The organism is Lysinibacillus sp. OF-1 (assembly GCF_028356935.1).
Classification (GTDB): domain Bacteria; phylum Bacillota; class Bacilli; order Bacillales_A; family Planococcaceae; genus Lysinibacillus; species Lysinibacillus fusiformis_D.
Genome location: NZ_CP102798.1, coordinates 4,652,507 through 4,675,640, shown reverse-complemented (window position 1 = coordinate 4,675,640; position 23,134 = coordinate 4,652,507). Strand labels below are relative to the sequence as shown.

Annotated in this window: 20 protein-coding genes and 1 riboswitch; of the genes, 18 read left to right on the top strand and 2 right to left on the bottom strand. The window is 35.1% G+C overall.

The annotated features are described in order from the left end of the window. Positions 1-113: 113 nt before the first annotated feature. From NV349_RS22975 to NV349_RS22955, 5 genes are all read left to right on the top strand, one after another. Positions 114-1,412 (top strand): S1C family serine protease, encoded by a 1,299-nt coding sequence (locus tag NV349_RS22975; RefSeq protein ID WP_036119381.1) that lies wholly within the window; start codon positions 114-116, stop codon positions 1,410-1,412. Positions 1,413-1,656: 244 nt separating this feature from the next. Continuing rightward, entirely contained in the window at positions 1,657-1,821 is a 165-nt protein-coding gene (locus NV349_RS22970) for a CxxH/CxxC protein (RefSeq protein ID WP_271911954.1), read from the top strand. Positions 1,822-1,911: 90 nt separating this feature from the next. Then, positions 1,912-2,391 carry a 23S rRNA (pseudouridine(1915)-N(3))-methyltransferase RlmH gene (gene rlmH / locus NV349_RS22965; protein WP_036119387.1) on the top strand — a complete coding sequence of 160 codons (480 nt, stop codon included), beginning with the start codon at positions 1,912-1,914 and terminating at the stop codon, positions 2,389-2,391. Between the two features lie 561 nt (positions 2,392-2,952). After that, positions 2,953-3,606, top strand: a complete 654-nt coding sequence (locus NV349_RS22960; RefSeq protein WP_271911953.1) for a hypothetical protein — start codon at positions 2,953-2,955, stop codon at positions 3,604-3,606. Between the two features lie 258 nt (positions 3,607-3,864). Further along, a complete protein-coding gene (locus NV349_RS22955; protein ID WP_271911952.1) occupies positions 3,865-4,992 on the top strand; it encodes a protein kinase family protein in 1,128 nt (375 codons plus the stop codon). A 56-nt stretch (positions 4,993-5,048) separates the two neighbouring features. On the opposite strand, the gene NV349_RS22950 is transcribed toward NV349_RS22955, so the two are convergent. After that, on the bottom strand, positions 5,049-5,273 hold the full coding sequence (locus NV349_RS22950) for a helix-turn-helix domain-containing protein (protein ID WP_271911950.1): 225 nt from the start codon (positions 5,271-5,273) through the stop codon (positions 5,049-5,051). Positions 5,274-5,418: 145 nt separating this feature from the next. Here NV349_RS22950 and NV349_RS22945 point away from each other — a divergent pair, with 145 nt between their 5' ends. The 10 genes from NV349_RS22945 to NV349_RS22900 all read left to right on the top strand — a co-directional run bounded on the left by NV349_RS22945 (position 5,419) and on the right by NV349_RS22900 (position 14,085). Beyond that, complete coding sequence (locus tag NV349_RS22945) at positions 5,419-5,832, top strand: hypothetical protein (RefSeq protein ID WP_271911949.1); 414 nt, start codon at positions 5,419-5,421, stop codon at positions 5,830-5,832. Positions 5,833-5,981: 149 nt separating this feature from the next. Further along, positions 5,982-6,149: a hypothetical protein gene (locus tag NV349_RS22940; RefSeq protein ID WP_205445382.1), complete on the top strand. Its 168-nt coding sequence runs from the start codon at positions 5,982-5,984 to the stop codon at positions 6,147-6,149. An 899-nt stretch (positions 6,150-7,048) separates the two neighbouring features. After that, positions 7,049-7,903, top strand: coding sequence for a rolling circle replication-associated protein (locus tag NV349_RS22935; protein WP_271911947.1), 855 nt, complete (start codon positions 7,049-7,051; stop codon positions 7,901-7,903). Between the two features lie 277 nt (positions 7,904-8,180). After that, on the top strand, positions 8,181-8,957 hold the full coding sequence (locus tag NV349_RS22930) for a recombinase family protein (RefSeq protein WP_271913650.1): 777 nt from the start codon (positions 8,181-8,183) through the stop codon (positions 8,955-8,957). A 169-nt stretch (positions 8,958-9,126) separates the two neighbouring features. Further along, on the top strand, positions 9,127-10,689 hold the full coding sequence (locus NV349_RS22925; RefSeq protein ID WP_271911946.1) for a recombinase family protein: 1,563 nt from the start codon (positions 9,127-9,129) through the stop codon (positions 10,687-10,689). 163 nt (positions 10,690-10,852) lie between these two features. Then, a riboswitch (PreQ1 riboswitch) is annotated at positions 10,853-10,899 on the top strand. A gap of 127 nt (positions 10,900-11,026) precedes the next feature. After that, on the top strand, positions 11,027-11,527 hold the full coding sequence (gene queF / locus NV349_RS22920) for a preQ(1) synthase (RefSeq protein ID WP_271911944.1): 501 nt from the start codon (positions 11,027-11,029) through the stop codon (positions 11,525-11,527). 119 nt (positions 11,528-11,646) lie between these two features. Beyond that, positions 11,647-12,306 carry a 7-cyano-7-deazaguanine synthase QueC gene (gene queC / locus NV349_RS22915; RefSeq protein ID WP_271911943.1) on the top strand — a complete coding sequence of 220 codons (660 nt, stop codon included), beginning with the start codon at positions 11,647-11,649 and terminating at the stop codon, positions 12,304-12,306. Positions 12,307-12,309: 3 nt separating this feature from the next. Next, a complete protein-coding gene (gene queD, locus NV349_RS22910; protein ID WP_036119403.1) occupies positions 12,310-12,783 on the top strand; it encodes a 6-carboxytetrahydropterin synthase QueD in 474 nt (157 codons plus the stop codon). Then, a complete protein-coding gene (queE, locus tag NV349_RS22905) occupies positions 12,776-13,504 on the top strand; it encodes a 7-carboxy-7-deazaguanine synthase QueE (protein ID WP_271911940.1) in 729 nt (242 codons plus the stop codon). The genes queD and queE overlap by 8 nt, the downstream gene beginning before the upstream one ends. Before the next feature lie 41 nt (positions 13,505-13,545). Further along, the gene (locus tag NV349_RS22900) at positions 13,546-14,085 is read left to right on the top strand and encodes a VUT family protein (RefSeq protein ID WP_271911939.1); all 540 of its coding nucleotides are present in this window, start codon (positions 13,546-13,548) and stop codon (positions 14,083-14,085) included. 156 nt (positions 14,086-14,241) lie between these two features. Here NV349_RS22900 and NV349_RS22895 read toward each other — a convergent pair whose 3' ends face one another. Continuing rightward, positions 14,242-15,432 carry an MFS transporter gene (locus NV349_RS22895; RefSeq protein ID WP_271911938.1) on the bottom strand — a complete coding sequence of 397 codons (1,191 nt, stop codon included), beginning with the start codon at positions 15,430-15,432 and terminating at the stop codon, positions 14,242-14,244. A 354-nt stretch (positions 15,433-15,786) separates the two neighbouring features. Here NV349_RS22895 and NV349_RS22890 point away from each other — a divergent pair, with 354 nt between their 5' ends. The 3 genes from NV349_RS22890 (at position 15,787) to NV349_RS22880 (ending at position 22,920) form a co-directional block, all read left to right on the top strand. Then, entirely contained in the window at positions 15,787-16,599 is an 813-nt protein-coding gene (locus tag NV349_RS22890; RefSeq protein ID WP_271913648.1) for an MBL fold metallo-hydrolase, read from the top strand. A 608-nt stretch (positions 16,600-17,207) separates the two neighbouring features. After that, the gene (locus NV349_RS22885) at positions 17,208-19,040 is read left to right on the top strand and encodes an S-layer homology domain-containing protein (protein WP_271911937.1); all 1,833 of its coding nucleotides are present in this window, start codon (positions 17,208-17,210) and stop codon (positions 19,038-19,040) included. A 76-nt stretch (positions 19,041-19,116) separates the two neighbouring features. Next, complete coding sequence (locus NV349_RS22880; protein WP_271911936.1) at positions 19,117-22,920, top strand: chitobiase/beta-hexosaminidase C-terminal domain-containing protein; 3,804 nt, start codon at positions 19,117-19,119, stop codon at positions 22,918-22,920. Positions 22,921-23,134: the final 214 nt, after the last annotated feature.

Below are 23,134 nucleotides of genomic sequence, written 5' to 3'. Positions count from 1 at the left end.
TTTGGGCAGCTATTTTTATGCCCATTTTATTTGTTTTTCATCTGATTTTAATGTTTGAATTGTAAGATTAGGGTAACAATTAACAAATAGCACTAAAGGAAAGGATGAGGAACTTGAGTTATTTCCAAGATGATGATAAAAACAGTGATTTCTTAAAAAATGATGAAGTACCGAAATCACCTCTTCAAGAAAGATTAGAGCGTGAGGAGCAAGAAATGCAAGCCAAGCGGCATAAAAAGAAAGGCGGTGGCGGAGGAAAGGGAGGCTATTTCTTTAGTGGTCTTATCGGTGTGATTATAGGTGCTTTACTTGTATGGCTTATGTTACCTGGACTAGTCAATCAAATGCCTGGGACAACATCAAGTGGTACAGGAAAAAATAACACAACGATAAACCAAGTTGCGACAGAGATAACAACCGATGTGACATCCGCAGTAGATAAAGCTTCAGCAGCCGTTGTGGGTATTACGAATATTCAAGAAATAACGAGTGGAGGTTTTTGGAGTCCACCATCAACAACGACAAAAGAAGCAGGAAGCGGTTCAGGTGTTGTTTATAAAATTGAAGGAGATAAAGCCTTTATCGTTACAAACAACCATGTGATTGAAGGTGCAAAACAGTTAGAGGTCACAATGCCAGACGGAACGAAAGAACCAGCTCAATTAGTAGGTCATGATGTTTGGACAGACCTTGCTGTTATTTCTATTAGCGCTAAAAATGTAAAAACAGTTGCGACATTCGGTAATTCTGATGTATTAAAACAAGGCGAAACAGTTATTGCAATTGGGAATCCCCTTGGCTTAGATTTCTACGGCTCAGTTACAACAGGTGTAGTTTCTGGGAAAGACCGTTCTGTACCAGTAGACTTAAATGGTGATGGTACGGAAGATTGGCAACAAGAAGTATTACAAACAGATGCTGCGATTAACCCAGGAAATAGTGGGGGAGCCCTTGTCAACTTAGCTGGAGAATTAGTAGGGATTAACTCCATGAAAATCGCTCAATCCTCCGTGGAAGGTTTAGGATTCTCTATTCCCATTAATTCAGCTATTCCAATTATCGAGGAATTAGAGAAAAATGGTGAAATGAAACGTCCAACAATGGGAGTGTCACTAGCAGATCTAACAGATGTCCCATCATTCTATCAGCAACAAACATTAAAATTACCTGCAGAGGTGACAACAGGTGTTGTTGTAACAGATGTCATGAATAACTCAGCTGCATCAAAAGCAGGTGTTCAACAATATGATGTTATTGTGGAAATGGATGGTCAAAAGATCGAAACAACTATTGATTTACGCAAGCATTTATATAATGAGAAAAAAATTGGTGATAAACTAACATTAAAAGTTTACCGTCAAGGTAAATTAGTCGAGCTATCACTAACATTAACAAACGGTAATACATTGTAAAGAATATGAAGAGCGATGGAGATCTAACAATTCTCCATCGTTTTTTTTGCGAGGATGAAGAAAGGCTTTTATGAAATATTGTGGATAACTAGAAAATTGTGAATACTATTTTTGTACAAGTAAACGTGAGAAGAAGGCATTTCTTCCATACATGCCATTCCTTTGTTACAATAGGTTGTGGATAACATAGACTGATTTGTGAATAAGTTTGTGGAAATTTCGGAAAATAAGGAGACGTAAAAAAATGGAAAAATACAGCTGTGAAAGCCATATAGAACACGCTTTAGACATGTTTGTAGCAGAGCAAAAAGTGTTCCCAATTATGGATAAAATCAAAGACGATAAAAAGTTATCCACAAAGTGTAGCTACTGTGAACAGCCAGCAGAATATATTGTATCAAGTAAATAACTTTACACAATATATAGAAGTGACTTGTGGATATGTTGATAACTTTTGTGGATAATTTGTTTGTAAATGAATTGTAAAGGTGGATAACGTGTGAATATAACGATTGTATCAGTCGGCAAACTAAAAGAAAAGTACTTAAAAATGGGCATCGATGAGTACGTAAAGCGACTTGGCGGCTATGCAAAAATGGATTTGATTGAAGTACCAGACGAAAAGGCACCTGAACAACTAAGTGAAGCCGAAATGGACATCGTCAAGAAAAAGGAAGGCGAACGCATACTAGCCAAAATAAGCCCAGATGCCTACGTCATCGCCCTAGCCATCAACGGCAAAATGAAAACCTCCGAACAAATGGCAGCCGATATCGAATCCCTCATGACCTACGGCAAAAGCAAAATCACCTTCGTCATCGGCGGCTCCCTCGGCCTACATGATGACGTGCTAAAACGTTCAGATGAACAACAATCTTTCGGTAAAATGACGCTCCCTCACCAGCTCATGAAGCTCGTACTAGTCGAGCAGGTTTATCGGAGTTTTAGGATTATGAAGGGTGAACCTTATCACAAGTGATAGTAAAGCGGAAGTTTGAAATTATTATATAGATAAACATAAAAAAGTCGTCTTTCTATGTTACATAGAGATGACTTTTTCATTTATTTTTGATATGTGTTTTGATTTCTATATCTACTAAATTAATCTTTTGTATTGTTATGAATGTTTTTCTAAAAATTTAATAATCATTTCGGAAAGTACGTTCGTATTTTTTAGTATTTTCTCTCTTGTTATGATACTATTAAAATACATAATATTACAAAAAAATAGGAGTGATTTTTGAATAAAAGATAAAAAAGTATATATTTAGTATTAATTGAAGTAACAAACTGGTAGTGAATCGGTATTTTGATGATGATATAAATTTTAAATTCACTATTAGCAATAATTTTGATAGGTTTTTAATATTTAATAGAAGAGGTCAATGAATGGGGTGAATTGCAACGTTACCCTTATTATGGTCTTGAGTCCGAGGATTCATTAGTAAGATTCATAAGGTCCTATAGAATATTTACCACTAGGAATGAATTCTATTTAGGAAAGATTAGATAGAAAAGATAAAATGTTTAGAGGTGTATAATGAAGTGTTTAAAATGTAATAATGATTTTATTGAGGAATTTTCATATTGCCCATATTGCGGCACATCCTCTAGTTTACAAGAAAGAAATAATATAATTAATGCTGGTACTAATAATGTAAATATTGGGATAGGAAATAATAGTAAGCAGGAAATTCATTTAAATATACAAGAAAAAGAAGAAAAAGTAGTTAAGTATGAAAATAAGTTAGATGGGGAAATTATTGGAGGAAAAAAAGGTTATAAATATAGATTGCAAATTTCAAGTATTTTATCTGTAGTTTCGGCTGTCGTTACAATTGTAGGCTATATTTATAATAAGAGTAATTATATTGCACTTTTTGTAATGATAACGGTAGGTTTAATTATATATGCAATTGATTCTCTATGGAAATTTACGGAGTTAAAAAAGAATGGAATAGTTTATAAAAATAATAATCCGATTCTTTATGAAGAGAATGAAACTGTTTATAGAGTGAGGAAGTATGGAATCTGTCCTGTATGTCAGGGCAGGGTTAATATACATTATGATAAACAAATTAATAGAGCGCTTGGAAAATGTGTAAATAATCCAGAAGATCATTTATTTACGTATGATCATACTATAGATGCTGGTTTTCCTTTTACATACATCAAATTTTATGAAAATAAATGATGATATTAAAGTAACTAGGAATGTAATTAGTGAGGTAAACGTTTACTTCTCCCAATACCAAGTGCTTTAGTGCTCTTTTTAAGGACAGGGAGAACGTATCACAAGTGATAGTAAAGCGGAAGTTTGAACTGATTGTATAATAAGAGATACTTTTAAAAAGCCTTATTTTAGAGACGTAACTTGATTTGTAATAAAAGACACTTACTACCAAATTGTGCTAATATTATAATTATTAAAGTTGAATTGGAAGTGAGATGTTTGTTACAATCAGGAACTTTAGTTGAGTTTGATAGAAAAAAACAGTTTTTACATGTTAAATCTCTTGGAGAAGGTGGAACGGGAGATACACATCTTTTTAAGGATGAGACAACTGATATGCTGTTTGCATTTAAAAAATACTCTCCAAAGGATACTAACTATATAGATGAACATTATCAACGATTTGTAGATGAAATCAAAATATTGTTTAAGATTTCACACCCTAATATAGTTAGAGTCTATAATTATTATTTATATCCTGAGTATAAATTAGGTTATCTGCAAATGGAGTATATAGATGGAGTTACGATTGAAGATTTTGAACCGGACTTTTTAGGGAAGAGCTGGGGAGAAATTTTTACTGAGACGATATCAGCATTTGAATATTTGGAATCGAATAAAATACTGCATAGGGATATTCGTCCAGCAAATATTATGATAGATAATAGTGGAAAAGTTAAGGTAATTGATTTTGGGTTTGGAAAGAAACTAACGGAACACGATATAGATGCTAGAAGTGTATTTTTGAATTGGCCAGTAACCCATTGGCCAGATGAAACGAAAGATGAAGGAATATACAATCATCAAACTGAAATTTATTTTCTAGGGAAATTATTTAGTAATATCCTTGGTAAAGAACTTCCTAATTTTAAATTTGAGCATATCGTTGATAAAATGATTAAATTAAACCCTATTGAAAGATATACATCATTCCATGATATTGGAATAGACATTTCCCAAGGAGTTCTAGGTGAAATTAACTTTACAAAGAGAGAAAAAGAAGTGTATAGGGATTTTGCAGATATACTTTCAATGTATATCAAAAGTTATGTTAATTATTACGAGCCTATCAATGATCTCAATGTTACGATGAGTAAGTTAGCTATTCTTATACGAAATAGTTCTTTGGAACGTTACATTCAAGATAATAGTGAATTAATAAAATGTTTTATTAATGGTAATTTTTCGTATGACTCGACTAACAATATTGAATTATCATTTGTGATTGATTTTTATCAATTGATGCAACGACTAGTCCCTTATAAACAAAAAATAGTATTAGATAATATAAATATGAGATTATCTAGAATAAAGATAGAAGTAGATTATGATGAATTGCCGTTCTAATGAATTTTTAATATAATGCTCTAGAAAACAAGTAAGTCGCCCATATAAGGGCGACTTTATTTGTCTTTGTCTTCTATAAGGTCTATGATGTCTCTAATATCATCTAACTCTAAAGTATCTGCGATTTTTTCTATATGACTAAAGTTTATATTTTGCCTTTTTTGATTAGCTAATTCGCTTAAAGCAGCATGGCGTATATCAGTTAATCGAGATAATTCCCTTAATGAAATTCCTCTTTGATTGACTAGTTCATGAATCTTCACTTTGACTTTTCTTGTCATAGCTCTCCCTACAATCGATTGATATTGACTATTAAGGAAAACTTACCATATACTAAATAATATAGTGGTACGCTTAAGCGTACCGATTTTTTATATGTTTTTTATAAAGAAAGACGAATAATCAAAAAGTAGGAGGAATATATTAATGAGTGAGCTAAAAATGGATGATGTATTGGTAAAGAGGAAGCCTATATGGAAAAGTAAGGTTATATGGGCTATCGGAATTATCGTAGTATTATTTTTAGCCTATAAATTAGGTAGCTTCCCAAATGTACCAGAAGGTATTGGAGAAAATTATTATAGTAATGCTCTATGGGCGTTCCATGAACTAAACGTAGCGTTTGAAAATGGTGAATTTCCGAGTAATGAGGTTACAAAATCTATCTCTGATAACGCAAGAGAAGTAGAAACTAATTCGGCCAATTACACTGATAAGGAAAAATATATAAGTGAACAATTTATAAAAATGGTTCTAGGAGTAGGTGAAGGTTTGGAAGAGCAAGTATATGAAGCTCGTTCTAATCTCGCTAACGTGTTGGAAATAGAAGAAACGTATTAGAAATAGGTGGGGGCTTATTTTAATAATATATAGAAAGTTCTCTCGATAAAAAATATATACAGCTCTCGAAATCTCTAATAACTAAGTAACTTATTTATTAGCGAGGAGAAAAAAGGGTCTCATAAATACGATAGAAAGAAGTGGAAAATATGAAGAACGCTTATGACGAACTATCTAACGAACGAGAAGGATATGTGATGAAAAATGAAGAGAGCGGTGTGGAGATAACTTGTACTGAAAAATTTGTGAAGGCATGGGAAGAAAGAGGTTTTGTGATTATTAAAAAAGGTCTTGTTAAATTAGTTAATGAAAAATAAGCAAATCTCCAATGGCTATAAAGCCCCTTAGGTGATGACTGGTTGCTAAACTTCCAGAAACCACCTAAGGGGCTTTTGACGTAATAATTATGGTAGTTTAGCTGGAGAAGATATAAAATGGCAAATTCCTTGTTTATAAAGCCTTAAACCATTTGAAACTAGGGATTGAGTTTGTCTTTAAATTACCAGGTTCCTTCGAAAGGAAAAAGATAGATAACGGCACTTAGTAGTTAAAGATTTTTATGTGCATTTTTATGTGTGATCGTGCTGTTAAGGATTCCTGTATTTCCCACACCTCGTTCTAAATCTATGTGGAAATATGAAACTATATGTCGCTTTAAGGTGATAAAGCCCCACACGCCCACTTGTGTACTTTAGCGCTTTAACGCTTTAGATAAAATATAGGTGGATATTAAGAAGTAGAATGAAATTTACATCTGAATACTCTACTGAAATTTGAATGAACAGAAAAAAGCTAGAGCATATAAATGGATATAAAGAAACAGAGACACAGACAATTGAAAAGGACTTATTTGAAAGAAAGTGAAAAAAATAGCACTTCAGCGAAGCTGAAGTTTCTACTTCTTAATATTTATGGGTGATTCATGCCCTCGTTGAAGAGACGTTTTCCATAATGAAATAATCAAGAGATAAACTAATCTCACTCCTCGCTATGCTCGGAGGACTTCGCTTCGCTCCGTCCACTGTTTATTTCCGCTCCTACTCCTTATAATCCGATAATAGACACACCATCCCGTTCCTTGAATGTGAAAAAACCGCCTTAATTCATTTAATTTTTGTTTCCATGAGAATTTACGGAGTACACTTCATCTCTCTTGGTTTATTTATATTAAACCCCAAAAAAACGGGGGGACTATGGGTTGAGAGGATGGGATAATATGGAATATTATGATAGTGAAATGAAACGTATAGGTGATTACATCAAAGTGAAGCGTTATGGAAAAAAGATCAGGAAAAGAGATACCTCTAAGAAAACTAAGGCTGAACGACAAGTAGAAATTATGAAGGTAGAGAGGGATTCTGGACTTTCCACCATTGAGAAAATGATAAAAATAGCTATTTTGAAAAATAACGGTTCTAAAGAAAGGGAATATAGTAAGAAGGAGAAGAGAGAGCCTAAAGCTCGGAAACTTACTATGAAGGAAAAGGAAACTTTCGGTGATTTAATGGATATGAACTTTAAGCTAGGCGATAAATATGTGACTCTGACTTATGCAAAGGAAAATGTGTCGCTAGAGCAAGCCAGTCGGGATTTTGACAATTGGATAAAACGTATGCGTGATAAGTATTCTGATTTTAAATATCTAGCTGTGCGTTCTTTTCAAAACCGTGGTACAGTTCATTTCCATGTGCTGATAAATATACCTGATATACCAACTGGAGAATTAAGAAATGGTGTATTTCAAGATATATGGGGACATGGAATAGTCAACGTAAAGAATATTTATTCCCCTCAATTTATTGATAAATATGCGAGATTAAAAAATTATTTAATAAAGAACTTGTTTGAGTTTAAAGCAGATAAACGTTCTTTTGGCAAACGGCTTTATTTACAAAGCAGTAACCTAGAGAAACCAAAGATTATCAAGGGTAACTATACTGAGATAATGGAAAGTTTAAAAAACCTTGAAGGGAATTTAAAAAAGGTCGACGGATATAAGATTACTGTTGATTTTCTAAACTATATTCAGTTCACTACCTTTAAGATTATGTGGTTTAAAAATGAAAATTAGACCTTTTGCAATCCTTTAAAACATTAAGTTCTATAGATTTGTCATAGTAGTTACTTATTCCTGTGTTCTAGCGTATAAAAGGTAGTCACTTTATTCCTTTAAAAATTAAAACCAATATCCCAAAAATGCAAATGCCCTTAGTAAGATTCATCGTAACTTAGGGTTGTAATTTTACACCAGTACGTAATATGCTTGCCTAGTAATAAATTACCAAATAAAGGTAAAATGTTTAAATCGTTACGATAATTAGAATTTCCGTTACGCTGGGGGGAAAATGGTGAACGTAATAGGGTATATACGGGTTTCTACCTTAGGACAAGTAAAAGATGGTTATAGCCTAACTTATCAAAAAGATGAAATAAAATTATTTTGTGAAAAGCAAGGGTGGAATTTACTAGAGTGCTTTATCGATGCTGGTATAAGTGGAGCAAAAATAGATGAAGAAGCCTTAGAGGTAGAAAGAGAAGGCTTTCAAGATATGTTAACTGAAATTTCTACTTCTAAGGTAGATTTCGTAATTGTGCTAAATACTAACCGGTTATGGCGGTCTGATATTGTTAAAGTTTTAGTTCATCGAGAGCTAAAAAAATTTGGAGTGGATGTTAAAAGTATTGAACAGCCGAATTATAGCATTTATAAGAAAGACCCAAACGATTTTTTAGTGAACGGTTTAATGGAGTTACTGGACGAGTATCAACGTATGGAGATAACTATGAAACTGGCACGAGGACGAAATATGAAAGCAAAGCAAGGGAAATATGCAGGAGGAAAACCCATATATGGTTATACGGCTAAAAAGGGACAAAAATTTCTGAGGGTTAATGAAGAGGAAGCCAAAACGGTAAGACGATTATTTGAGTTAAAGGGGAATTTCCAAAGCTGGTCTTTGTCTCAATTGGCTTCTCAGCTAAATAATGAAGGTTATTCGACGCAGCAAGGTAAAAGGTTTACGAAAGTTCAGGTGAAACGAATATTAGACCGTAAAGATTTCTATGAGGGAATGTATTGCTACGGTGAAATAAAAACTAAAGGTGTACACGAACCGATTCTATAAAAATTTTACATCAAGGGGAGAGAGACGAGTGGAAGCGGGAGAAAATAATAATTACAAGGAACGAAAACTGATTATTCCTTCTGTTGGGGAAATAAAAAGAAATGAGCTAATTAACATATTGGCTAGCATAATAAAAAATTATGTAAATAAGTAAAGGAAGGCAAAGTATATGACCAAACATCGTATGAAAGTAGCTATATACACGAGAGTTTCTACAGAGGAGCAAGCCAAGGAAGGGTACTCTTTGGGAGCTCAAGAGGATGCTTTGAGGAAATATGCTGAAAGTAATAACTTGGAGGTTTATGATGTCTATTCTGATGATGGTTATTCGGGTAAAAGTTATGAGCGTCCTGAAATTCAGCGTTTATTTAAGCATTTATATGACGGCAAGTTTCAAGCAATCCTTGTTAAAACTGTAGATAGGATTTCCAGAAGACTTAGTGATATTTCCAAATTGCAAGATGAGGTATTAGTGCCTAACAATTGCCGTTTATTGGTGAGCGATAATAATTTAGATAGCTCAACTCTTGACGGAAAAATGTTCATAAATCTGATTGGTACTTTTGCTGAATATGAGCGTGGAATGATTATAAGTCGGGTAAAAGCTGGTATGGAAAAAAGAGCAGAACAAGGCTATTGGAACGGTGGGATTGTACTAGGCTATAATAATATAAATAAGCAGCTAGTTATTAATACCGAGGAAGCAAAGCTCGTTAAAAGAATATTTGAGTTAAGGGCAGAAGGTAAGGGATATAAATATATTGCTAAAACCGTAAATGAGGAAGGTTATAGATCAAAAAAGGGAAATCTTTTTAGTATCGGTACGATCAAGACAATATTAGAGAATGAAGTTTATATAGGTAAGTGTAGATGGGGGAAGAGAAAGGACTGGAATACTAAAAGGCGCAATGGAGTTACTAAAGATTATGTTTTAGTCGAGGGAAAGCATGAAGCAATAATTTCCCTCGATTTATGGGCTAAAGCCCAAACAATTAATAATACTAATAAAGAGAGTGTATCAAAAAATAGAAATTTTCATGGCGATTTTATTCTTTCGGGAATTCTCCGTTGCCCTGCTTGTGGTGCTGGAACTGTAATGAGTAAGTCGAAAAAAAGAGATGGGAGCGGTTATCATTTATACTATATGTGTCAAGCATTTGCCAGTAAAGGCTTAAAAGCTTGTAAATCAAATTTAATTGGTAAAGAAAGTATCGAAAAGAAGGTACTCCAAAGGGTTAAAGAGCTATTAAACGATATGACGATAGTTGAAGATGTGCTTGAGAGGATTGAAAGTCAAAAACTACTTGAAAAAAGCTCAATGAAAAATACTTTATTGTTGAATAGTAAAAATCTGGAGAAGAAAAAAGCCTTATTAAATAAGCTTAATAGTGACTATTCCTCTGAAAAGCTTGGAGCGAGGGTTTATAATATGCAAGCCGAATCAATCCTAAAGGATATAGATGATATGGAGGAAAGAAAGAGGCGGGTTGAAAGGGAATATGAAGATTTACAAAGCGAATCAACTATTACTAAAGAGACGATTTATCAAGCCCTTGAACATTTCGATAGCCTATACAAAACCGCTACCTTTGAACAAAGAAAGTTACTTTTAAGAGCGTTAATTAAAAAAATTGAAATTGAGCCAAACCGAAAGGATATAAAGTGTATAACTTTTTGGTTTGATTACGATGACGCTTTACTACTTAGTAAGACAGGGAGAACCGTACCATAAGTAAGTGCGACGGTTCTAAAGAAAATATAAAAATCCGATTCTAAATCCTTTGAATCAATTCTTTAGTAATGCTTTCAAACCAAGAAAGATTTTTTAAAAAAATCCATTTGACGTGCTGTATTATTTTTTGTACGATATTGAAGAAAAGAATGCCCGGACTAGAACGGGAGAGGTTCATAGCGGATACCCTCTATAAAAAACTATGGAAACATGACAATAATGCCATGTCCATATTGGACGTGGCTTTTTTTTATGTGTTTACGTATGTTTTAAATAGAATGCTTGGTGATGCCTCTCTTGAAAAGTGTTGGGAAACATTTTACAAGGAGGTTTTTTTATGTCTGGCCGAAGTCATGAAGAAGGATTAAAGGATTTAACCCTATTAGGTAATCAAGGTACAAAGTATTCATATGATTATGCACCTGAGGTATTGGAGGCTGTAGATAATCTGCATGCCAATCGAGATTATTTCGTTAAATTTAATTGTCCAGAGTTTACTAGTTTATGCCCGCTTACACATCAGCCTGATTTTGCTACGATGTACATTTCCTATATCCCAGATAAAAAAATAGTTGAAAGTAAATCACTAAAATTGTATTTATTCAGTTTTAGAAATCACGGTGATTTCCATGAAGATTGCGTTAACATCATTATGAATGACTTAATTGCATTGCTTGATCCTCGATATATCGAAGTTTGGGGGAAGTTTACGCCACGTGGGGGTATTTCGATCGATCCATGGTGTAACTATGGGAAGCCAGGAACGAAATACGAGGAAATTGCCAATTATCGTTTAATAAATCACGATCTTAATCCAGAAAAAATTGATAATCGATAAATGAAGATTTGAATAGTTATATCAAGAAAGAGGTTTTTAGCTACCCTCTTAAAAAAACTAAGAAGAAAGCAGCACTTTTTCTTAGAGTGCTGTTTTTTCGATATAAGGGAGTTTTATAGATGAAGCAGGAAAAAGCAATTGTTGTATTTAGTGGAGGTCAGGACAGTACAACTTGTTTGTTTTGGGCAAGGGAACGTTTTAAAGAGGTTGAGGCAGTCACTTTTGATTATGGTCAAAGGCATCGTCTTGAAATTGAATGTGCAAAAGAGATAGCGAGTGAACTTGGAATCAAGCATCATACTCTTGATATGTCACTCCTAAACCAACTTGCTCCGAATGCTTTGACACGACAAGATATTACAGTAGAAGACGGAGATAATGGTGAGCTGCCATCGACTTTTGTGCCTGGTCGTAATCTTCTCTTTCTTTCATTTGCTGGTGTTTTAGCGAGTCAAGTAGGAGCTAAGCATATCGTGACGGGTGTTTGTGAAACAGATTTTAGCGGATATCCGGATTGCCGAGATGTTTTTATTAAATCCTTGAATGTAACGTTAAATTTATCGATGGATGATTCTTTTGTTATTGATACACCGTTGATGTGGCTGAATAAGGCACAGACATGGGAGCTTGCTGATCGTTTTGGGGCATTGGAATTTGTTCGAGAAAGAACGTTGACTTGCTATAACGGTGTTATAGCGGATGGTTGCGGTGAATGCCCAGCATGTAAACTGCGAAAAAAAGGGCTTGATGAGTATTTGCGTTATAGGAAGGAGTCTTAAGGGATGTTAGATTTTAAAATCGTCGATAAGCTCCAAAAAATAGATGAGGATATTCAAAGAGATCAATTGAACTATCATGCAAAGCGTGTTCTTGTAAGCAAAGAATTTACCTTTGATGCTGCTCATCATTTACATCATTATGAGGGAAAATGTAAAAACCTACATGGTCATACCTATCGTGTAGTATTGGGATTGAGTGGCTACACAGATGAACGCGGTTTGATGATTGATTTTGGCGATATAAAAAAAATATGGAAACAAAAAATAGAGATTCATTTGGATCATCGTTATTTAAATGAAACGCTTCCACCCATGAATACGACAGCAGAAAACATGGTAGTTTGGATTTATGAAAAGTTGGCAGAGGCATTGCTTGATGAACCAAGCTATAACGGTGCATGTGTAGAGTTTATTAGGTTATATGAAACTCCGACAAGCTATGCAGAAGCGAGACGGGAGTGGATGGAAGGTGAGTAAGGTACCTGTTATCGAGATTTTTGGACCGACGATTCAAGGTGAAGGGATGGTAGTTGGCCAGAAGACAATGTTTGTGAGAACTGCAGGTTGTGATTATTCCTGTTCTTGGTGTGATTCATCGTTTACTTGGGATGGCAGTGGAAAGCATCTGATTGTCCAAATGACAGCGGAAGAGATTTGGACTGAGTTGAAACGTCTTGGAGGCAATGGCTTCTCATTTGTCACGGTTTCAGGCGGCAATCCTGCACTCAATCCACATTTAGCTGAGCTCATTGCCATTTTAAAAGAAAACAACATAAAAATTGGGGTGGAAACACAGGGAAGTAGGTGGCAAAAATGGATGCATGAGATTGATGAACTGACCATTTCTCCAAAGCCACCTAGTTCTGGAATGACCACAGACTATTCGGTGCTCTCATATATCTTCGAAAAGCTTAAAAATCAAAACAGTAATCACCATATATCTCTCAAAATAGTCGTTTTTAATCAAGAGGATTACGATTATGCTAAACAAATTCACCATCGATATCCAATGATTCCTTTTTATCTTCAAGTCGGTAATGATGATCTCATGACAACTGACAATTCACAATTAATTATGCATTTATTGGATAAATATCATGCATTGATTGATAGAGTGATGAAGGATGAAGAATTAAGAGATGTTAAAGTACTACCACAGTTACATGCCCTTGTTTGGGGAAATAAAAGAGGCGTATAGTGTCCCATTACAAAAATGTTTTTAAATTGAGGAGTAGTAGTATGAGAATATTGTTTTATTTATTATCTATTGTCATCGCTAATGTAGTAACGGCAGCATTTGCACCATTGCACTTTGGTATGTTTATTGTTCCAATGGGGACGTTTTTAATTGGGGCAACCTTTATTTTTCGGGACCTTGTACAAAATAAATATGGTAGAGCAAAGACGTATTTATTTATTATTACAGCTTTAATTTTATCAGCAGTAGTGTCATTCCTACTGGGGGATACACTTTTGATTGTGGTAGCGTCAGCACTATCATTTGTTGTCGCTGAAACAGCTGATACAGAAATCTATACTCGATTAAAATTACCAATGGCTTGGCGTGTGTTCTACAGTGGTCTTGTTGGAGGATTTTTGGATTCTGCAATTTTCGTAGTAATCGGCTTGAGTCCACTTGGAGCTAATATATTACCTTGGGAAGCCGTACCATCCGCCATTTTCGGACAAATTATTGTGAAGACAATTATTCAAATGTTTGGCGCAATGATTTTAAATCAAGTTGGTACAATGAAAGAAAAACATCTAATTACAGGATAACTCGTTGAAAACATTGATTAGGCATATTCCACAAGAGATGCCGTTCATTTTGACGAGACAGAGCTATAAGTAAAACAGGCAGATTCGTTTTATAATGCGAATCTGCCTAGTTTAATTTTAAAGGTCTTATTGCATTTTCAATTGTTTCTATCATTTTTATGCTGATTTCTCTAGTTTTTGATCTAAATGGTGACTAAGAAAAGTTAGCAAACTTGCACAGACGGCAACAATCCCACCGACCCATGTAACATTCATTAAATTTCCCTGATGATAAACAATTCCACCTAATGCAGAACCAAAAGCGATACCTACGTTACTTGCTACAGGCATAAGTGAAGCAGCCAATCCTTTCGCACTGGGTTGGTAAATTTCAGCGAGGTCTATTAAATAAAGCTGAGTAGATGTTGTTAAGAGGATAGCCATTAATGACATTAAGCCAATATTGACCAGCCCTAAAATAAAATGATTTGTAGTCCAAAATAAACTTGTCAGAACAATAGCCTGCACAAGAAAAACAAAGCGAAGGCGACCGATAGCATTATGACTGGCAATTTTACTGGCGAGGATATTGCTGAAAATCGAAATAAACCCATAACCAAATAAGATTAGACTAATAGAATTATTTGGTGCTCCCATTCCCTTCAAAATAGGAACAAGGTACGTAAAGACAGCGTAAGTTGCCCCAAATCCTAGAGCAGGAATGAAAAAGGCCATTAAAATACGCGGCTTGATCATTAAAGAAAACTGATCCCGTATCGAACTACGTACTTGGCTGAGTTGATTAGGTAAGACAAAAAAGGATGCCAAAAACGCCAAACCACCTAGAAAGGTTGTTAACATGAAAGTGGCATTCCAACCATACCAGCCTGCGATTACAATACCAATTGGTACTCCTACGACATTTGCTAGTGTGAAACCACCAAAAACGAATGATATAGCAAGTCCGCGTTTGTTTATCGGCATGGTTTCGCTTGCAACAATCATGGCTAGAGAGATTAATACTCCTGTTACAATCGCTGTCATAATACGAAGTACAAGCAGCATGATGTAGCTCGTTGAAATGACGCAAAAAGCATTGAGGACGATGAAAGAAAGGATCAAAAACAACATCCATTTACGCTTTGGAAAATGACTTGTTGCTGACATCACTAGTGGTGTGGCAATAGCAAATGTAATGGCAAATGCAGAAACAAGTGTGCCTGCTTTTGCATTAGTCATTTGAAGGCTTGAGGAAATATCAGTTAAGATTCCGACTATAACAAATTCGCTTGTCCCTAGTACAAATGTCAATAACGTAAGTGTTAAAATGAGTAACCAATGTCGCTTGGATAATTGTGAGTTGTGCATAGATACCTCTTTCTAAGATGAATATAAATGTGTAGTAGATAAACAACCTAAACATCATATCATAAAATATTTTAGCGAGAAAAAATCTTTCTAGATTAAATCGGAATGAATGGATTCTCAAAATCGACAAAACTACAGAGAAATCACATTCTGTTGCTAATCCTAAAGGATATCAATAAAGATGCTTTTGTATTAAATATGTACATAAAAAATAATTCCTAGTACCTTCCACTTTTCCTTAAAGAAGGAATTTACTGATTTTGCTCGAACTCTATAAATAAGAAATTCCTGTTCAAAATCTAAAATACTCACTTAAAGATGCTCCCTTTTAAAAGGGGAAAAGGAAGGTTCATGATGATTCAATTCCAAAAAGATAATATTACTGTTTTTCAAAGTGCATTGTATATGACTACTTCGGCTATCATTCAAACGAATGAAGCGATAATTATGACAGATCCTAATTGGTTACCTAGCGAAATTGGAGAAATTCAGGCTTACATAAACAACATGAAAGGTGATAAGCAACTATATATTATTTACACTCATAGCGATTTTGACCATATTATTGGTTCAGGGGCCTTTCCAGGAGCAAAGGTAATTGCATCTAAACAATTTGATAAAAACCCGAACAAAGCAAAAAGCATTCAAAAAATCAAACAATTTGATCAAAGCTATTATATACAGAGGAGCTATTCTCCTGTATATCCAACAGTAGATATTGTCGTTTCAGAGGATGGGCAAACATTAGAGTTAGATTCGATAACTATGACATTTTATCAAGCACCTGGTCATACGAATGATGGTTTATTTACAGTGATAGAGCCGTATGGGCTATTTCTTTCGGGAGATTACTTGTCAGATATTGAGTTTCCTTTCATTTTTAGCAGTTATAAAGACTATGTCAATACTATTCGTAAAGCTGAAGATATTTTACTGCATCATCAAATAACAACCCATATACCAGGACACGGAACGACAACACAGAACCAACAAGAAATCCAAAATAGGATTCATTTTTCTAAACATTACTTAGCACAGCTTCCGCAGGATAACGAAGAGTTAGAGAAATGTTTAAGGGAAGAGTATTCGTTTTTTGAAGGAATGAAAAGCATTCATACTGACAATAAAAAGATGGTCAATAAAGAATGTTCAGAAGAGAATCTGTAGTCAATAATCTTTTGAGATGTATTACAAGTAAAACAAAAAGGAGATTGGTTTAGTACCCATAGAAAAAACACCTCCACGTTGAATGTTTTGTATTTAATACCCGTTTTTCAACGAAAGGTGTTTTTATTTGTCTCCTTTTTTTAGGTCAGTGCGAGATGGATACTCACTGGCTTTTTTCCTATTAAGGATATGACATTGAGGTTAACTTTAAGGTAAGAGTATTATCTACGTTCAGGCAAATGTGCCAACTCCTCGGTTATTTCAGCCCTCCCGTACAAAAGTTATAGAGGTTTTACTTTTGTGTCGGGCCTTTCAATGTCTAATAGAGGTGAGGGGCACAATTGCCCTTTAGTTCATGTGAAAATGTAATTACAGAAAATGAGGTTTTATTATAAAACTACTATTCTAAATAATATTGTAAAAGTTTAATATAAACATTTTACAAAAAATTTAGAATATTAATATTAAATAACAATATATTTATTATTTTTCTGTTAAAATTACTATGTTAAACAATATTTTGGCAATGTTTAATAATTACAATTAATTGTATTGATTGGATTCAAAATCATCCTTATTAAATAGGAATGGGAGGTATTACTCTAAGTATGCGTAAATGGGGAAAATCGAAGTATTTAAAAGCAATAACAGCAATGGCATTAACGGCTTCAGCGGTAGTAGTAGCACCGATTGCATCTGAAGCTAGTAGTTTCAAGGATGTACAACGAACGCATCCATTTTATGACGAGATTAAAAATTTAAATGATCGTGGCATTATTAATGGGTTCCAAGATGGGACATTTAAATCTGAGCAAAACGTAACACGTGGACAAGCTGCTAAAATTATTGCGGGTGTATTAGGACTGGATACATCGAATGTTAGCAATCCAAACTTTAAAGATATTCCTACTAATCATGTATATTTTGGTGCAATTGCTGCATTAAAGGAAAAGGGGATTATTAATGGTTATGAGGATGGAACATTCCGTCAGGATGAATTTATTCAACGTAACCATGTAGCAAAAATTTTAGCGAACGCTTTTAATTTAAAAGCTTCAAATACGAATTCATTACCGTTCACTGATGTGCGTGCAGATTATAAAGAAGCGATTGCTGCTTTATATGAAAACAACGTAACGACTGGTAAGACAGCTACATTATTTGATGGTTCTTCCAATGTAACACGAGGACAACTGGCTGCATTTATTACTCGTTCAGAAGCTGTTAGTAATCCGACTACTCAACCTTCTCAAAGTGTAACGTTTAAAGTTGAAAAATATACAGCGAATGAAATTGCTATTAATGGTAAAACTTATTTATTTGGTGATTCAGTAAAGTCAATTTTTACAACTAAAAATAAAACCGCACTAACAGGAGCAAAAATTACAGCAACTATTGAAAATGGGATTATAACAAAAGTAAATAACGTTGTTTTAAATAAGGCAGGTTCAGCAGAGATGGGCGTTGTATTCAATACAAATGCAACGCTCGATTCGATAACAATTAACGCAGATGGTGTGACTGTTAAAAATGTATCAGTTACAGGAAATGTAACCATTACCTCAAATGTTAAGAGGAAAATGGAATTTGATGGTACTACAATTACTGGCGATTTAATTATAGCTGATGCAATAGATGGTCAAAGTACACTTGTATTGAAAATCAAAAATTCGCACACAGAAAAAGTACAAGTCAAGCGTCAAAATATTTCGATTGTGACGGACACGGTGATTCCTGAAATTATCATAGCAGCTCCCATTGCTGCTATAAATATTGATGGATCAGCAACGAAGGTAACAATTGAATCTACGGCAAAACTGAATATGACTGGGAATGTAAAGTTTGAACGATTGTTGCTTCCTACGGCAGTGGAGTTAGAATTGAATGCTATTGGTTTAGTGAAATATTTAACGGTTCTAAACGCTGATGCTCGAATTACAATCGGTTCAGGTTTACTAATAAATGACTTGTCGATTCCAGCAGGTTCAACGGTAACAAAAATTATAACAAACTATGCCTCGGTTGCTTCCCAAATTAAAGCCATTATTGGAGGTTCTTCGCCAAGTACAGGGGTTCCAAATACAGGTGGAGGAAATGTGGCACCCGATCCGGTTATTCCACCAGAAAAAGTGAGTGAATTTAATGTAAAGAATGCGGAGGAATTAAAACAAGCATTAAATAAAGCTAAAGCAGGAGACTTGATTAGGTTAACAGCTCCAATGACTGCAGATGTAACGCTAACAGATTTAGTAATGATTGATTTGAATGGTCAAACCTTGAATGGGAATGTAACGCTAACAGCACCTACAGCTTCAGGGAGGTACTCTTTAATGCCATCTGGTAGTACTGGTACTATTGCAGGGGATTTAATCATTGCTGCACCAAATGTGAATATCAGTTTAGATGGGTTAACCGTTGAAGGGAACACAATAATTGAATAATAACTTCTAGTAAATTCCTTTGTAAGATAGGGAAAAAGTTGATTGTATAGATAAAAAATCATAAGGAGCTAAACGAATGAAGAAATATGAATGTAATGTCGTTTCCAAGATAGCTTTATCATTTTTACTTGTAATTTCTATGATTTTGCCTTACTTAACAATTGCAAAGGCGGAAACGACAGAAGCTATTGGAGTGGGGGAATCGGTCAGTCAATTGGATCCAACTTCTGAATTAACAATTGCTGAAGCTCGTGCAGCGGTTGGAACGGACCGCACAGTCCAAATTCAAGGGACGGTTACGACAACACCTGGTAGCTGGGGAAGTAAGGCCTTCTATGTACAGGATGATTCAGCAGGAGTATATGTTTTCTCCAGTTCTCCAGAAGCAGGGAGCTTAGCTGTTGGAGATATTGTCAAAATCACAGGGAAAACGAGTTTATATAGCGGAGAGGTTCAATTTAATTCACCGATAATTGAACGAATTTCAACTGGGACAGCACCAGCGCCACAAACAGTGAATCTACCGATTGATGACAGTATGCAAGGTGAATTAATTACACTTGAAAATATGAAGATTAAAGATTTAAAGCCATCTGGTACGTCTGGTACATTTGAATTTAAAGCAGTCGATGCAGCATATAACGAGCTGTTAATTCGCCATGATAACCGTACAGGCTATCAGTTCTCTCAATTTGAAGCAGATGGGTTCAATAACAATGATGTGATTACCGTGACAGGGATTGCTTCAATTTTTAACGGAACTTATCAATTAAAAACGTTAAGCTCGAAAAGCTTCCAATTAGTATTAAATTATGAGCCAACACAAGTAGCAAATATTAAAGCTGTTCCAGCAACAGGCGAAGTCTATGCAGGAACAAAAGTAACATTGTCTACAGATACGCCAAATGCAACAATCTATTACACGATAGATGGTTCTGAACCGTCTACAGCTAGTATGGTTTATGATGCGGCAGCTGGCATTGTTGTCAATGAAGCAATGACGATCAAAGCATTTGCTACAGCAACTGGCTTAAACGATAGCGTAATTACATCCTTAAATTTTACAGTTAAAGATGCGCCATCCACTATTTCAATTACGGAAGCTCGTCATAAAGAAATCGGACAAACTGTCATCGTATCAGGTATTGTAACAGCAAAATTAGAAACTGCTACAGCGCACATTCAAGATGAAGATGGTGCGGCGATAGCCATTTATCCTGTAGATAGTCTTACTGCTAATATCGGTGATCGGGTGACGGTGCAAGGTCAAGTAGCTGAATATAGCGGACTAAAGCAATTAACGAATATTTCGCTTGTTGGCAAGCCTATTCCTTCTACAATACCAGAGCCACACATTATTAAAAGTATTGAGGTTGCAGAGGATAATGAATCGAAATTAGTAACGATTAAAAATGTTGCCATTACTGGTTCAGGTCAAAACTTTACCGGAACAGATGATGTAGGTACATTTGCTATTTACGATAAAACACGTGACTCAGGTTTAGTGAGTGGAAAAACGTATGGGGAAATTACAGGAATTATTGGTCAATATACAAACCACCAACTGCTTCCGATACGCATTATTGAAGATGTAACAAAGGTTCAGGATATCAAAGCATCTCACGTTGGGGGCGTAACAGCGGGCACGAAAGTCTCACTTTCTACAATGACAGAAGGTGCAACCATTTATTACACAGTGGATGGCTCAACACCAACTACAGCCAGTACAAAGTATACAGGAGAAATTCTTGTTAATAAACCAATGACGATTAAAGCGATTGCGGTGAAAGAAGGTTTAACGAACAGTGCGATTGCTACATTTGTTTATGAAATTATTGATACTAAAAATGCAAAAATTAGCGATATTCAAGGGGCAAGCCATAAATCACCATATGTCGATTTAACAGTAAATGATGTAGAGGGAATTGTTACATTCGTTATCAATTCAACTAGCTTTATTATGCAAGAAAATGGGCCGACGTTCGATGGCGTAAAATCAACAGCAATCAAGGTAAATAAGTCGGCACATAATGTAAAAGTAGGGGAAGTTATTAAAGTAGCAGGAAATGTAATAGAAGCAGGTGGAAACTCTCGATTGACAGATACGCAAATTTCAGCAACAACTATGACAAAAACGGGTACGGCAGTAATTCCAGAAGCTCTTGTGATAGGGGAGGACCTTTTCCCACCTAATAAAATTATCGATAATGATGGCTTTGCCATTTTTGACCCACAAGAAGATGGCATCGACTTTTGGGAATCCATCGAGTATATGCGGGTATCATTCCCGGATGCGAGAGTAATTGGACCGATTTATAATAATGATTCACCAATTGTTGTACCGAGTACAACAAATAATACATTTAATGTGAATGGTGGTTTAAATATTGCTGCCGACGATTATAACCCTGAAAAAATTATGCTTGAAGGGGTTTCAGGGAAAAATTATGATTCAGGTGACCGTTTTAATGAAGCGCTTATCGGATTTGTAGAAAATTTTACAGATGGCTATCGACTGAACACGAATAAAGTCTTTCCTGATGTGATAAAAGCAAACCTTCAGCAAGAAGTCACACATCTTGAACCAGTTGTGGACAAGTTAAATGTCGCTTCTTATAATATCGAAAACTTTTCGAATAATCCTGCCAATACATCTAATGAAAAAGTGGACAGAATTGCAGCGACATTTGTGAAAAACATGAAGTCACCAGATATCATTACATTAGTCGAAGTACAAGATAATGATGGGCAAATTGATTCAGGAAATGCTGATGCATCGGAAAGCTACATGCGATTAATTCATGCAATTAAAGCTGCGGGTGGTCCTGCCTATGATTGGATTGATGTCATGCCAATTAACAATACAGTAGGTGGTGCACCTGGTGGTAATATTCGTGTAGGTTACTTATATAACCCGACGCGTGTTTCATTAGTGACAGGTATAAAGGGAGTAGGTGACCAAGCGAATACGTGGACAGCAGATGGAGGTCTTGCCTTAAATCCTGGCTTTGTTGATCCATCAAAATTTGTAGATACACGTAAACCAATTGCAGCAGAATTTGAATTCCAGGAAGAGCGTGTAGTCATTATTGGAGCTCACTTAAATTCTAAAGGTGGGGATGGTTCACTTTGGGGGCCAACACAGCCGCCAGTGTTAGAATCAGTAACGAAACGTCTTCAGCTAGCTCAAGCCATCAATGACTTTATCGATAAAGGTCTTGCAATGAATCCGAATTTAAATATCATTGTAGCAGGGGACATGAATGACTTTGAATTCACACCAGCACTTGAAACGTTAAAAGGTGATGTTTTAACGAATATGGTAGATAAAGCCCCAGAAAAAGACCGTTTTACGTACTTCTTCCAAGGGAATAATCAAGTGTTGGATCATATTTTAGTTTCGAATAATCTTGCTGATGTTACCGAAATTGACTTGATTCATATTAATGCGAACTTTACAGAGGCACAAGGTCGAGCATCGGATCATGACCCAGTATTAGTTCAAATTGATTTGAAGGCAGGGAAAGAAGAAATACCAACACCAATATTACCTGAAAATGTATATAGCTTTAATAACTACAAAACAGGTAAATTAATAGTGAATCGCCCAAGTGTTTCGTTAACGTTAGGGGAAAATACAAATATTAAAAATGGGATTGCGGTATTTAGTCAATATGCTGAATTCCATGGTGAAGGATTTGCGGACAAAACGGTAACGATTAGTCCCAAAAAAGGAAATGCGATTATTGACTTTAAAGGAACGAAAATGGGTGAAATTATTATTGAAGGGGAAAATGTAAAAGAAATTCGAAATTTACCTGTTGGAGCGAACATAACATATACTAAAGGAGCTTCGGAAGAGAAAATTAAGTTTAAATAAAAACTAAGGATGCTAAACACAAATTTTATTGGCATCATCATCTTCTGAAGCAAGTAATACATTTTTAATAGTTAGGCATATTCAGATTATATGAATATGCCTATTTTTTTATTGTAAAGCTAGTCCATATGTTTATGCGGACACCACAGTGGACACAAATTTCTGCGTATTCGCACTCCCTTTTGAGGTTTAATGTGTATTACAAGTAAAGCAA